13 protein-coding genes are annotated in these 13,356 nt (G+C 41.0%); 10 read left to right on the top strand and 3 right to left on the bottom strand.

From position 1 onward, the window contains the following. Positions 1–25: 25 nt before the first annotated feature. The 8 genes from H6541_12285 to H6541_12250 all read left to right on the top strand — a co-directional run bounded on the left by H6541_12285 (position 26) and on the right by H6541_12250 (position 6,070). A complete protein-coding gene (locus H6541_12285; GenBank protein MCB9016568.1) occupies positions 26–412 on the top strand; it encodes a response regulator in 387 nt (128 codons plus the stop codon). Between the two features lie 3 nt (positions 413–415). Further along, the gene (locus H6541_12280) at positions 416–1,537 is read left to right on the top strand and encodes a hybrid sensor histidine kinase/response regulator (GenBank protein ID MCB9016567.1); all 1,122 of its coding nucleotides are present in this window, start codon (positions 416–418) and stop codon (positions 1,535–1,537) included. A gap of 25 nt (positions 1,538–1,562) precedes the next feature. Continuing rightward, positions 1,563–2,186, top strand: coding sequence for a redox-sensing transcriptional repressor Rex (locus H6541_12275; protein MCB9016566.1), 624 nt, complete (start codon positions 1,563–1,565; stop codon positions 2,184–2,186). Between the two features lie 22 nt (positions 2,187–2,208). After that, positions 2,209–3,150: a riboflavin biosynthesis protein RibF gene (gene ribF / locus H6541_12270; GenBank protein ID MCB9016565.1), complete on the top strand. Its 942-nt coding sequence runs from the start codon at positions 2,209–2,211 to the stop codon at positions 3,148–3,150. Positions 3,151–3,178: 28 nt separating this feature from the next. Continuing rightward, positions 3,179–3,940 (top strand): MBL fold metallo-hydrolase, encoded by a 762-nt coding sequence (locus H6541_12265; GenBank protein MCB9016564.1) that lies wholly within the window; start codon positions 3,179–3,181, stop codon positions 3,938–3,940. Positions 3,941–4,076: 136 nt separating this feature from the next. After that, positions 4,077–5,513 carry a [FeFe] hydrogenase H-cluster radical SAM maturase HydG gene (gene hydG / locus H6541_12260; GenBank protein MCB9016563.1) on the top strand — a complete coding sequence of 479 codons (1,437 nt, stop codon included), beginning with the start codon at positions 4,077–4,079 and terminating at the stop codon, positions 5,511–5,513. 21 nt (positions 5,514–5,534) lie between these two features. Then, positions 5,535–5,792, top strand: a complete 258-nt coding sequence (locus H6541_12255; protein MCB9016562.1) for a hypothetical protein — start codon at positions 5,535–5,537, stop codon at positions 5,790–5,792. A gap of 11 nt (positions 5,793–5,803) precedes the next feature. Continuing rightward, positions 5,804–6,070 carry a hypothetical protein gene (locus H6541_12250; protein MCB9016561.1) on the top strand — a complete coding sequence of 89 codons (267 nt, stop codon included), beginning with the start codon at positions 5,804–5,806 and terminating at the stop codon, positions 6,068–6,070. A gap of 4 nt (positions 6,071–6,074) precedes the next feature. Here the strand turns inward: H6541_12250 and H6541_12245 are convergent, their stop codons facing one another. The 3 genes from H6541_12245 to H6541_12235 all read right to left on the bottom strand — a co-directional run bounded on the left by H6541_12245 (position 6,075) and on the right by H6541_12235 (position 8,686). Then, positions 6,075–7,355 (bottom strand): gliding motility-associated C-terminal domain-containing protein, encoded by a 1,281-nt coding sequence (locus tag H6541_12245; protein ID MCB9016560.1) that lies wholly within the window; start codon positions 7,353–7,355, stop codon positions 6,075–6,077. 131 nt (positions 7,356–7,486) lie between these two features. Beyond that, the gene (locus H6541_12240) at positions 7,487–7,858 is read right to left on the bottom strand and encodes a CoA-binding protein (protein ID MCB9016559.1); all 372 of its coding nucleotides are present in this window, start codon (positions 7,856–7,858) and stop codon (positions 7,487–7,489) included. A gap of 156 nt (positions 7,859–8,014) precedes the next feature. Further along, positions 8,015–8,686 carry an inorganic pyrophosphatase gene (locus H6541_12235; protein MCB9016558.1) on the bottom strand — a complete coding sequence of 224 codons (672 nt, stop codon included), beginning with the start codon at positions 8,684–8,686 and terminating at the stop codon, positions 8,015–8,017. A 218-nt stretch (positions 8,687–8,904) separates the two neighbouring features. Between H6541_12235 and clpB the strand changes: the two genes are divergently transcribed. Next, positions 8,905–11,508 (top strand): ATP-dependent chaperone ClpB, encoded by a 2,604-nt coding sequence (clpB, locus tag H6541_12230; protein ID MCB9016557.1) that lies wholly within the window; start codon positions 8,905–8,907, stop codon positions 11,506–11,508. A 243-nt stretch (positions 11,509–11,751) separates the two neighbouring features. Further along, on the top strand, positions 11,752–13,350 hold the full coding sequence (locus H6541_12225) for a transporter (protein MCB9016556.1): 1,599 nt from the start codon (positions 11,752–11,754) through the stop codon (positions 13,348–13,350). Positions 13,351–13,356: the final 6 nt, after the last annotated feature.

Raw genomic sequence — 13,356 nt, 5'->3', positions numbered from 1 at the left:
ACTGTCAGAAATAAAACAAATAAAAATGAAAAAAACAGTATTGATTGTCGACGATGATATGGATTATTTGTTTCAATTGAAGCTTAAAATGGAGCAGTTTGGATTTGAAACAATTACAGCTGACGGGCAAAAAGAAGCTGAATTGATTATTGAAACCACGCGACCCGATTTGGCAATCCTTGATTTAATGATGGAAAGTGATGATTCGGGGTTTATTCTGGCATATAAAATCAAACGTAAATACCCTGATGTACCCATTATCATCGCAACAGCTGTTACAGCAGAAACAGGAATGACTTTTGACATTAATTCTGATGAAAACAAACAATGGATAAAAGCTGATTTGTTTCTCGATAAGGGGATAAGATCGGACCAATTGCAGCGAGAAATTAACAAATTGCTTAAAATTTAAACTATGGCGTACTATAAAATTCTGGTTGTTGATGATGAGCCCGGTATCAGAATGGGCACCAGACGAATTCTTCAGAACTTCAAGGTGGACTACCCTTTTATGGACGAACACATTGAATTTCAGGTTCTTGAAGCTGCTACCGGAGAAGAAGGCATTCAAATCATTGACAATGAAATGCCTGACATCATTCTGCTCGACAACAAATTACCTGGCATACAAGGAGTTGAAGTGCTTGAGTACGTTAAAAAGAAGTTGTATGACATTGTGGTGGTGATGATTACTTCCTACGCATCACTTGAACTTGCTGTAAAAGCAACCCGCGATGGCGCCTATGACTTTATTCCCAAACCATTTACTCCTCAGGAATTGAGAAGCTCAATTGAAAATATAACCAAGCAGCTTTTCCTGAAAAGAATGACACAGAAAATGAATAAGGAAGGGAAGCAAATCAGGTTTCAATTCCTGTCGGTTCTGTCTCATGAATTAAAAGCCCCGATCAATGCCATAGAAGGCTATATAAAAATCATGAACGAAAGGCAATTTGGTGACAACCTTGATGCATATCAGGAAATGCTCGACCGCTCCATGGAAAGGGTAAAAGGCATGCGCAACCTGATAATGGACCTGCTTGATCTTACCAAAATTGAATCTGGCGCTCCAACACAAAACTTACAGCCGGTTGACATTGTTAAGGTTGCACAAATCTCTATTGATACCATGCGGCCCTATGCCATTCAGAAAGATGTGGATATTTATCTCAACACCAAAAATAAGGTGATGATGGATGCCGACCCGAATGAAATTGAAATCATTTTTAATAACCTCATTTCAAACGCGGTTAAATACAACAAAAACGGAGGAAGGGTCGATGTTTTTATTGAAATGAAACAAGAAGCTGTACAATTACTGGTTACTGATACCGGAATTGGCATGACTGACGAAGAAAAAAGCAAGCTGTTTCAGGAGTTTGTCAGAATAAAAAACTCCAAAACTAAACATATAACCGGTTCAGGCCTTGGGTTGTCAATCATGAAAAAGATTGTTGACATGTATCATGGCGATATTGATGTTCAAAGCATCCCCGACAAGGGCACTACTTTTATCATCACCCTGCCGGTCAACTAATTACAAACAACTCAATACAAATAGCATGAACAAAAAACTACCAGATAAAACAGTTGAAAGACTAAGTCAGTATCGCAGGGCCCTGCTCAATTACCTTTCAGGAGGAAAGCACCATATTTTCTCACATGAAATAGCCAATCTGCTGCATATTACCGCTGTTCAGGTAAGACGCGACATAATGCTGATAGGCTACACAGGCACACTGAGGCAGGGTTATGATGCAAAAGAACTCATTGACATCATTGGCAAAATAATTGACACCAGAGATGGTCAAAAAGTAGCAGTAGTTGGCATTGGTAATCTGGGGAGAGCTATTATGGGATATTTCAGCGGCAAAAGGACAAAATTGTCTATTGTTGCAGCCTTTGACAGTAACCCTGAGAAAGTAGGCAAAATATATGCAGGTGTGCAATGCTATCATTCTGATGAAATGCTGGAGATTATCAAACGGGAAGGCATTTCGGTTGCAGTAATATCAGTACCGGGAGAAGTTGCCACACAAGTTGCCGAAACATTAGTTATGGCTGGAATACGCGGCATTCTTAACTTTTCGCCCAAAGCACTAAATGTTCCACCTCACGTTTACCTTCAGGAATACGACATGATAACCATGCTTGAAAAAATAGCATACTTTGTTAAAAAATCCTGAAAAGACCGGAATTTACTGACGAATGAAAATATATCACGATCTTGAGCATATCGGAAACATTAAAAATCCGGTCGTAACAACAGGTTCTTTCGATGGCGTTCATATCGGACACAAAACCATTCTTAATCGCTTAAATGAAATTGCCGGCAATATTGACGGCGAATCGGTTTTAATTACCTTTCACCCCCATCCCCGCAAAGTCCTTTTCCCCGACACCGCAGGAAAAACTTTATTACTGATAAATTCACAACAGGAAAAAATTGAGCTTCTCCGGAAAACCGGACTTGACAATCTTATCATTCTCAACTTCACTAAGGAATTTTCAGAAATTTCGTCCATTGATTTTATCCGCAACATACTGGTTGGCAAACTCCATGCAAAAAAGGTAGTCATAGGATTTAACCATCATTTCGGACATAACCGCGAAGGTAATTTTGATTATCTGTACGAATTGGGGAAATACTACAATTTTGGTGTTGAAGAAATTCCGGAACAAGACATTCATAATGAAACCGTTAGTTCTACAACCATCAGAAAAGCCTTGCTCGAAGGCCGCATTCAGCGAGCCAATGCTTATCTGGACCATCATTATATCATTATTAGCGAACTGTTTGAAGGAAGCGACACCTGCAAGGATCTTGATTTCCCAACGTACCGGATAAAAATTGAAGAAGAGAACAAACTGGTGCCTTGCGATGGCGTATATGCAGTTAATGTGCTAATAGATGGAGAATTTTACAAAGGCATACTCAATATAAAAAATTCGCTCCCTCTTGAATTAAGGAAAACCGACGAAATCCTCATCGATATCCATTTTTTCAACGACGAAACCCCTAAAGCCGGACAAACAGCTATTGTATTCTTTGCCAAGCGCATACGAGATGAGCTGCACTTTGCGAATCAGGAAGAAATGCGCAATCAGTTAAAATCCGACCTGTCTGAAGTAGAAGAACTTATATACTAAACCTATGCAAAACTCACCCGCACCTACCATCCGTCTTACATTTCTGGGAACAGGTACATCAATTGGTGTTCCGGTTATTGCATGTAATTGTCCGGTATGTAAGTCAGCCGATGCCCGTGACAAACGTTTCAGGACATCAGCCATGGTTCACATCAACCATCAGAACATTGTAATCGACTGCGGCCCTGATTTTCGGTTTCAAATGTTAAAACAAAATGTAGAAGACATTGATGCAGTGCTTTTCACCCATGAACACAGGGATCATATAGCAGGGCTTGACGATATACGTGCATTCAATTATATCCTGAATAAAAACATTCCGATATATGGCTCAAAAAATGTGATGGAAGCCATTCAGACCGAATTTCCCTATATTTTTTCGGAAAACCGCTACTTTGGAGCGCCCCAGCTTACTGTGCATGAAATTGACGACAATCTATTCACCATCGGGGAAACAAATATTTTACCCATAAAAGTAATGCACAATAAACTGCCGGTATTTGGATATCGCATCGGAGATCTCACTTATATTACAGATGCCAGCATGATTCCCGATGAGGAAAAACACAAAATTAAAGGATCAAAAGTACTGGTGCTTAATGCCCTGAGAAACTCAAAACACATTTCTCACCTTTCGCTGAATGAAGCGCTTGAATTGATTGAGGAATTAAAACCTGAACGGGCTTTTCTTACTCATATCAGCCATTTTCTAGGACTGCACGAAGAGGTTGAAAAGAAACTTCCCGACAACGTAAAACTGGCTTACGATAATCTTATTATAGATATATAAGCTTCAAATAGAAAATTTCAAAGAAATTGAAAACAATTTTGAAATAAGATAGCGTTTTAAGGACAATCCTCGGCCAATTTTAGTAGTTTTGTACTTAAATTATTTAAACTTACATCTTCCTTAAAATCAATATATAATGATTTTTACACCTGAAAAATGCACCATACCAGACCAGAGGATGAAACCCTTTATTGATCCTCAGGAATTATGGGACTTAATTAATGAAACCAGCTCTGATCGTGAGAAAGTTCAGGCTGTTATTGCTAAATCACTCAATAAACAACGGCTTACCTTACGCGAAACTGCCATTCTCATCAATGCAAAAGACCCTGAGCTGATTGAAGAAATAAAAGAAGGGGCTCGCGAGCTTAAAAAACGGGTTTATGGCAACCGAATCGTATTATTTGCCCCCCTTTATGTAGGTAATAAGTGCACCAATAACTGTAAATACTGTGGGTTCAGGGCTTCGAACAAGGAAGCTGTCAGAAAAACACTTGACGATCAGGAATTAATCAAAGAAGTGGAAGCCCTCGAAGACAATGGACAGAAACGGCTGATACTTGTCTATGGCGAACATCCCGAATATTCTCCTGAATACATTGCCCATACTGTAAAAACTGTTTACGGGGTCAAAAAAGGGCCGGGCGAAATCAGAAGAGTAAATATCAACGCAGCTCCGCTTGAAATAGAAGGATTCAGAACTGTAAAAGAAGCAGGCATTGGCACTTACCAGATTTTTCAGGAAACATACCATCCTGAAGCCTATAAAAATTATCATCTGGGTGGCAAAAAACGCGATTTTGATTACCGGCTCACTTCACTTGACCGTGCTCAGGAAGCAGGTATTGATGATGTTGGAATCGGTGCATTATTTGGACTTTATGACTGGCGCTATGAAGTAATGGCTCTTGTTAGACACACCAACCATCTGGAAGCATGCTACCACGTGGGCCCGCACACCATTTCGTTTCCACGTATACAAAACGCATCTAAGCTTGACCTTGGAGAAGACTACACGGTTAGTGACGAAGATTTTGCCCGCCTGGTTGCTATTCTCAGGCTGGCAGTGCCCTATACTGGAATGATTCTTACAGCCCGGGAGAATGCTAAACTTCGCCACGAAGTGATTCAGTTTGGCGTTTCACAAATTGACGGAGGCACCAAACTTGAACTCGGCTCTTATTCTGACTCTCAAAATGAAGAGCAGGATCTGAACCGCGAACAATTTCAAATCAATGACAACCGCTCATTAAATGAAATTGTTGATGAACTGGTCTCCAACGACTTTTTACCATCATTCTGTACCGCCTGTTATCGCCGCGGACGCACTGGCGAGCATTTTATGGAATTTTCTGTTCCGGGGTTTATCAAGCGCTTTTGTTCTCCCAATGCGATGCTTACACTGGCTGAATATCTTGAGGATTACGCACCCGCCGATACCCGTAAAAAAGGATGGGAAGTTATTGAGAAAAACCTGAACGAACTACAGGAGCATGAAGAATCTGTAAACATTAATGAATTACGTATCAGGCTCTTGCGCGTTCAATCAGGTGAAAGAGACTTGTATTTTTAATCAATCTGAAAAAGCCCTGCAATGAAGGAAACGAGAATTATAGGACTCATGATTAGTGACAGAATAAAGGAAGCCGGCCAAACCCAGCTGGTGTTAAGCAAATACGCCCATCTTATCAACACAAGGCTGGGTTTTCACGAATTGAATGAAAACACATGCAGCAGAGCCGGTGTAATTATTCTTCATTTAACCGGAAATCAGGAGCAATGGGTTGAGTTTGAGAATGAAATTACAAATATTGGCGGACTGGAAATGCAAAAAATGTCATTCATCTATTAAATCCTTGAATTATGGCAATAACCAGAATAATGGGTATAAATGTGAGTGACCGGAAAGAGGTTGCTTCTGACGTTCAGAATGTTCTAACTAAATATGGCTGTTCGATAAGAACCCGACTGGGTTTGCACGAACCCGATGACGATAATTGCGGAGTGGGCGGGCTTATTATCATTGAGCTTACAGGTGATCCATCAGAGTGGGAAAAACTTGAAAATGAGCTTTCGGCCATCAAACATACCGAATTGAACAAGATGGACTTTGAAAAGAAACTAAATTAAGTCCCTAGTTTTTTTCCCTGATAATAGTAACGGCTCCGGTATAGGAACGATCTTTAAAATAACCGAAGGTATTTACTTTATAAAAGTAAGTACCATCAGGCAGGTTATCCCCATCCCAGTCGTTCTTGTAATTCGTGTTGTGATAAACTCTTCGTCCCCAACGGTCGATAATGATGACCTCTACCCTCATAAATTCGTTTACGATGGGTATAAATTCACTATCGGTGAGCGCGCTGTCGTTTTTCTTCGCAATTTTAAAAGTGCCATTGGGATCAGTTGGCGGAGTAAACACATTGGGAATGTGCACTTCAGCCTCGGCAATGGGAATACTCATTGAAATAACCGTATCACAGCCCAACTCATTGATGGCAGTAAGCGTTACAATGTATGCATCTAAATCAGGGGTTTGAGCTGAGCTAAAGACATGAACAGGAATCCGTTCTCTGGACTTTTCGCTGCCATCTCCAAAATCCCAAATCCAATCAACAATACTCAGATCTTCGGTAAAAGAAAATCTAACTACAGGATTTTGAATATAAACAGTATCGGGTAAGGATTGTGCTTCAATTTTAGTGGCAGGGAGTTCAGACACAATAAAGGTGGTATCTAAGACACAACCATTATCATCGGTTACACTCAAAATATTATTTCCGCTGCAGGCCTGTGTTTTAATACTGTCGAACAATGCCGGCTGCCCGTTCCATAAATAATGGTAAGGGCGCGCACCACCACTTACCGAAGCTGCAATATTGGCATCGCACTTTCCCGAGCAGGTTGCATCCAGTTCTTCTAAAACAACTGACATTTTAGGAAGGAATTCAAACTCAGCATCAACATAATCCGTAAGCAACTGACCACCACCGGCCTGATGCAGATAACCAGTTTCGGTATCCCAAACAGCGGCTCCCGGGGTTGAACCGGCCCTGAATATAAGTTGCAAGAGATTACCACTGCTGATACTCACCGGCGCGATAGAATGCCAGATGATGATTACTGTTCCGGCAGAAGCATTTACAGTAAGAAAACCTGTTTCTAACAAGGTATTAGGAAGTCGGTAACTCAGATATGTTAATGTATTGACCGGAAAATTCAGTTTCAGATAAATAGAATCAACATTTGAATAATCCGCAACAGCTACAGGAATGATTAATTCATTATCAGGACAATATACTCCTCCATTGATGGAAGTTGTCGCATTTTGCGAATAAGCTGTATTACCTGAAGTAAAAATTGCAGTAAATGCAAACAGAAATACGATGTTGAGTAAGGCGGATTGCTTCATCATGCTAAACTGGTTCCGGTTATTGCACGGATAAATTAATAACAGTGGGCTAAATTACTGATTTTTATCCAACGTTTGCCTGATAACGTAAAAAGATAGAATTTCGTACAAAGTTGATTGAAAACATTGACAGATTAAAATCCACCGTTTGAAAGCATCACCAAGGTACATTCGTTTTCAACTTTAATACCCTGCTTTACAGCCATCTCAGCCAATTCATCATTCCATGTTCCCGGGTTAAAAATTATTCTAATGGGCTTTAAACCCAATATATAATCGTAATATTGGGGTTGATGCCGGGGTCCGATATAAAGCGTAACAGTATGAATATCATTTAACGGAGGTTGCCCCGTTTGAATTGTTACACCTGACACTTCACCGGGTTTTAATCCTAAAGCCTCCACCTGTATCTGATGAGCAACAAGATCATGAATACAAATATTTGAAAAACGTAAAGGATTGACACTTGCTCCGATTACAAGGGTTTTTCGCGAATTTTGGGCCATCATATTCATCAGATACTTATGAAACTTTTTATAATTTTTATCTGTAACTATCTGCAAAGATAGTCAAGCTTAAACAATGATTATCAGTATCCACTATTTCAACAAAAAAGAAAAGCCTGCGACAACAGGCTTCTCACAAAAACGATTGAGAATAAATTAAACTTCAGAAAGCAATGTGTCGAGATTTTCAAATTTCTGCCGGTAATCTTCCATTGAAGCCTCTATAACAACATAAGCTTCCTCCCGGCCATAAGTGTGTGTTATTTCACAGTCACGTTCAGTGCCTGGTAAATCCTTATAAGTAAGAAAATAATGCTTTAAACGGTTAACCACAAGCGCAGGCAATTGCTCAACGTCAGTATATTCGCCGTATACAGCATCATTTTTCATAACAGCAATAATTTTATCATCAGCCTGATTTCCATCAATCATTCTAAATCCACCTATCGGAATAGACTGAACCAGAATATCACCATGCGAAATACTTTTTTCAGCAAGAATGCAGATATCCAGGGGGTCACCATCCCCAACTATTTCATCTCTTCCGGTTTTAGAAACTGCATATTCAGCAACTTTTTTAGCACACAAAGTCTGGGGAATAAACCCATACAAAGCAGGAGAAACATTAGAATACTTCTGAGGGCGATCAATTTTCAAATAGCCTGAAACTTTATCAACTTCGTATTTAACCGTATCTGTGGTAACCATTTCCACAAAACTTGTCAATACTTTGGGGGCATCAATTCCAATATCAACGCCATGCCACGGATGCGATTTATACCTTAACCCCATTAATCTGCCTATGGGATCCATTAGTCTGTTGGCCATAATTTGAAAATTTAATTAACAACACTGTATTTAAAACGCAAAGGTAACAGGAGTTTTTCGTTTTTGTTTACTTCTTCAACAAAAAAAGGACACGCCAAAATGACACAACCAGCCCACATCATATGCCATTTAGTCAGATATTAATTAAACTTTTACCAGTGGCAAAAATTTTGTTGCATCAAATGCTGACACTGTTTTGAAACTTTAAAACTGACACCATGAATCTGAATCAATTCACCATAAAATCGCAGCAAACCATTCAGCAGGCCCAGGAAATTGCTGCAGCACAGAACAATCAGGCAATTGAGCCAGCTCACATACTCAAGAGCCTTCTTTCCGAAGATGAAAATATCAGCAAATTTTTACTTAAAAAAGCCGGTATTGACACAGCTTTACTTCAAAACATTTTGGAGCGGGAATTAAAATCACTTCCGACGGTTACAGGCGGTGAGCAGTACTTTAGCAACCAGTCGTTAAAAGTAATACAGGGCGCAGCAGTATTTGCGAAAGAAACAGGAGATGAATACATTACGGCCGAGCATCTGTTATTGAGCATTTTGGCAAATGGGGGACGGATTTCAGAGCTTTTGAAAGACGCCGGGTTAAACGAAAAAACACTAAAGGCAGCCATCCGTGAAATGCGAAAAGGCGCTACTGCTCAAACAGTTACCTCTGACGAAACATGGAATGCGCTTAACCGTTATGCACGCAACCTTAACGAACTGGCACGTGCCGGAAAACTTGACCCGGTAATTGGTCGCGACGAAGAGATAAGACGGGTATTACAAATCCTGACCCGCAGAACTAAAAATAACCCCATTCTAATAGGCGAGCCGGGCGTGGGCAAAACAGCTATTGCCGAAGGGCTTGCTCACCGAATAATTAATGGAGATGTGCCTGAAAATTTGAAATCAAAGCTAATTTTCTCGCTTGATATGGGCGCACTTGTGGCAGGCGCCAAATACAAAGGTGAATTTGAAGAAAGGTTAAAAAGTGTTGTACGCGAGGTTATCGAATCAGAGGGTGAGGTAGTCATGTTTATCGATGAAATTCACACCCTTGTTGGAGCCGGAGGCGGTGAAGGAGCGATGGATGCAGCCAATATTCTGAAGCCGGCTCTCGCCCGCGGTGAGCTCAGGGCTATTGGCGCAACTACCTTAAACGAATACCAGAAATACTTCGAAAAAGACAAAGCGCTTGAACGACGCTTTCAGGTTGTACTGGTGGATGAACCCGACACTTTAAGCGCTATTTCGATATTGCGCGGACTAAAGGAACGCTACGAAACGCACCATCAGGTCAGAATCAAGGACGATGCCATTATTGCGGCAGTTGAACTTTCGCAGCGCTACATCAGCGACCGCTTTCTGCCCGATAAAGCCATAGATCTGATTGACGAAGCAGCCTCAAAACTCAGGCTTGAAATCAACTCAGTACCCGAAGAGCTTGACGAGGTTGAGCGCAGAATTAAACAGCTTGAAATTGAAAAAGCAGCCATAAAGCGCGAAGGCGACAACCATCGCATCCAATCAATTAGCGAAGAACTTGCCAATTTGAATGAAGAGCGCAATACGCTGGCCGCAAAATGGAATTCAGAAAAAGAGCTGGTTGACGGAATTCAAAAAAGCAAAAAAGATATTGAACAGTTTAAATTTGAGGCTGAAAAAGCTGAAAGAGAAGGTGATTACGGGAAAGTCGCAGAAATCAGGTATGGCAAAATCAAAGCAACAGAACAAAAACTTCTGCAGCTAAAGGAAAAACTAAATCAAATGCAAGCCGACACCGCTTTAATTAAAGAAGAAGTAGGTGCCGAAGAAATTGCTGAAATTGTTTCAAGATGGACCGGGATACCGGTCAACAGAATGTTGCAAAGTGAGCGTGAAAAACTATTGAACCTTGAAGATGAACTGCACCGGCGCGTGGTTGGGCAAAACGAAGCCATTGAAGCCATTGCAGATGCCATCAGAAGAAGCAGAGCCGGCATGCAGGACAGCCGCAAGCCCATTGGATCATTTATTTTTCTGGGCACCACCGGAGTCGGAAAAACAGAGCTGGCCAAAGCACTTGCAGAATTCCTCTTCAACGACGAAAACGCAATGGTCAGAATTGACATGTCAGAGTATCAGGAACGGCACGCTGTCTCCAGGCTTATCGGCGCTCCTCCGGGCTACGTAGGATACGATGAAGGCGGGCAGCTTACCGAAAAAGTCAGAAGAAAACCTTATTCGGTAGTACTCCTCGACGAGATAGAAAAAGCACATCCCGATGTTTTTAATATTCTTCTTCAGGTACTGGATGATGGCCGTCTGACTGATAACAAAGGCAGAACTGCCGATTTCAGAAACACCATTATTATTATGACTTCCAATATGGGATCGCATATTATCAGCCAGAAACTCAGTCACCCAAGCCCAAAAAATGATGATGCCATTTTTGAAGAAACCAGAAAAGAAGTGATGACCCTGCTCAAACAAACCATCAGGCCTGAATTTCTAAACAGAATTGACGAACTCATCATGTTTAAGCCACTTACCGAAAACGAAATCAACCAGGTGGTAAAACTTCAGATAAATAACCTTACCCAGGCATTGAAAAAAAATGACATTCAGCTAAACATCAGCGATGAAGCCATCCATTTTATTGCGCAAAAGGGTTTTGATCCTCAATATGGAGCGCGGCCGGTAAAGAGGGTTATTCAACGCGCCATTCTCAATACTTTATCAAAAAAAATCCTTTCAGGCGAACTAATCAGAGACTCTTCTATCAAAATTGATGTTCAATCTGGTGAACTCATATTTGCCAATGAAACGGTGAATAAATAAAAACTGCAGAACATTCACCCCACCTTCAACAGATGGTGAAAATTTCCGTATCGTAAATTTAAAACGGAATGAACACAATGCCAGGCATTTTACAATAACACGGTAATTTGCCCGGCATTTTATTTTTCACTTTAATAACCATTTGATTTTCAGCAACTAAAACATCTTTGCGGCTTCTTGTTTAAAAAGATATCTATTTGTTCATTCAGCTGTTTTGTAACTTTGCCCCGAAAATTTCATTGAATGGACAACATTATTTCGGTAAGCTATCTGGCTCTTTTTATCATTATTAGCCTGGGATTAATGGCCGGGCGGCTCAAAATCAAAGGATTCTCTCTCGACATTTCTGCAGTAATCTTTATCGCCATGCTGCTGGGGCATTTTGGGTTCAGATTACCTTCCGAATATCAGTATATCGGACTTCTGCTGTTTATATTTACAATCGGAATACAATCGGGCCCCGGATTTTTCAGAAGTTTCAAACAATACGGGAAACAGTTGTTTATCATTGCCACTATTATTATAGCGGGAGGCGCGTTAACGACCTGGGGCATAATAAACATACTTGACATTGACCAGTCTTTGGCCATCGGACTGTTTAACGGAGCCATGACAAGCACCCCCGGTTTGGCAGCTGCTGTTGAAATAAGCAAATCACCCCTGGCCTCAATTGGCTACGGAATTGCTTATCCTTTTGGTGTAGTGGGCGTTGTGCTGTTTGTGAGCCTGATTCCAAAAATTCTACGAATCAATCTCAAAAAAAGTGAAGAAGAATTCAATCAGAGTCTGAAACAGAGTTATCCCGACTTTATTCCCGGAAATTTCAGGGTTGAAAATCCAAACATCAACGGGAAATCTTTAAAGGATTTACGTTTCAGAACCAATACCAAATGTGTAATATCGAGAGTTAAACACCTTGGCATCACAACAACTCCATCGCGCGAAACCATTCTTTATCAAGGAGATGTAATCAGAGCGCTTGGAACAAGGGAAGATCTTGAAAACGTAAAATTACTTATTGGCCCCGAAACAGATGAAGCGCTTGAACTGGATAAAGGTCACGATGTCCAATGGATTTTGGTTACAAGTAAACAAGTCATCAACAAACCATTGCAAAAATTAAACCTTGGCGCCAATTACGATGCCACCGTTGTTCGCATCCGCAGAAGCGGAATTGAACTCAGGCCTATGCACTTCACCATGCTCCGCTTTGGCGACAGGCTTATGGTAGCTGCTAGCCGCGAAAGTATGCGGCAAGTGGTTAAACTACTCGGTAACGACGATAAACGCTTATCGGAAACCGACTTTTTGCCTATTACACTCGGCATTGCAATTGGTGTGCTTATCGGAATGATACGTGTACCCGTATTCGGACTGTTTGATTTTAGCCTGGGAATTACAGGAGGTGTACTTGCTACAGCATTAATTTTAAGCGGCATTGGCAAAACTGGGCCGATTATATGGTCAATGTCGAGCAATGCCAACCAACTATTCCGCGAACTCGGACTGCTGATGTTTCTGGCCACGGTCGGTTGCGAAGCCGGAGGGCACATAGCTGAAACCTTCAATAATTATGGCGCCGAACTCCTGATTGCCGGAGCTCTAATCACACTACTACCCTTGATTACAGCTTTATTTATTGGTAAATACCTGATGAAAATGAATTTTTTAACCCTCCTGGGTGTGATTACCGGAGGCATGACCAGTACGCCGGGGCTGGCTGCAATTAATACGCAATCAGACAGTGGAATTGCTCAGGTTGCATATGCAGCCGTGTATCCTCTTGCCCTGGTATTGATGATCGTATTCTCAAATATCCTTTTCAGATTACCTGTTTTCTAATCATAC

The organism is Lentimicrobiaceae bacterium, from assembly GCA_020636745.1.
Lineage (GTDB): Bacteria > Bacteroidota > Bacteroidia > Bacteroidales > Lentimicrobiaceae > Lentimicrobium.
This window is presented reverse-complemented; position numbering and strand designations above follow the sequence as displayed.

What these genes read in the sequence shown, in the direction of transcription:
- H6541_12225 (MCB9016556.1), top strand. Translation starts at nt 11,752, where the DNA reads ATGGACAACATTATTTCGGTAAGCTATCTGGCTCTTTTTATCATTATT.
- H6541_12235 (MCB9016558.1), bottom strand. Translation starts at nt 8,686, where the DNA reads ATGGCCAACAGACTAATGGATCCCATAGGCAGATTAATGGGGTTAAGG.
- H6541_12285 (MCB9016568.1), top strand. Translation starts at nt 26, where the DNA reads ATGAAAAAAACAGTATTGATTGTCGACGATGATATGGATTATTTGTTT.
- H6541_12250 (MCB9016561.1), top strand. Translation starts at nt 5,804, where the DNA reads ATGGCAATAACCAGAATAATGGGTATAAATGTGAGTGACCGGAAAGAG.
- H6541_12255 (MCB9016562.1), top strand. Translation starts at nt 5,535, where the DNA reads ATGAAGGAAACGAGAATTATAGGACTCATGATTAGTGACAGAATAAAG.
- H6541_12240 (MCB9016559.1), bottom strand. Translation starts at nt 7,858, where the DNA reads ATGGCCCAAAATTCGCGAAAAACCCTTGTAATCGGAGCAAGTGTCAAT.
- hydG (MCB9016563.1), top strand. Translation starts at nt 4,077, where the DNA reads ATGATTTTTACACCTGAAAAATGCACCATACCAGACCAGAGGATGAAA.
- ribF (MCB9016565.1), top strand. Translation starts at nt 2,209, where the DNA reads ATGAAAATATATCACGATCTTGAGCATATCGGAAACATTAAAAATCCG.
- H6541_12280 (MCB9016567.1), top strand. Translation starts at nt 416, where the DNA reads ATGGCGTACTATAAAATTCTGGTTGTTGATGATGAGCCCGGTATCAGA.
- H6541_12275 (MCB9016566.1), top strand. Translation starts at nt 1,563, where the DNA reads ATGAACAAAAAACTACCAGATAAAACAGTTGAAAGACTAAGTCAGTAT.
- clpB (MCB9016557.1), top strand. Translation starts at nt 8,905, where the DNA reads ATGAATCTGAATCAATTCACCATAAAATCGCAGCAAACCATTCAGCAG.
- H6541_12245 (MCB9016560.1), bottom strand. Translation starts at nt 7,355, where the DNA reads ATGATGAAGCAATCCGCCTTACTCAACATCGTATTTCTGTTTGCATTT.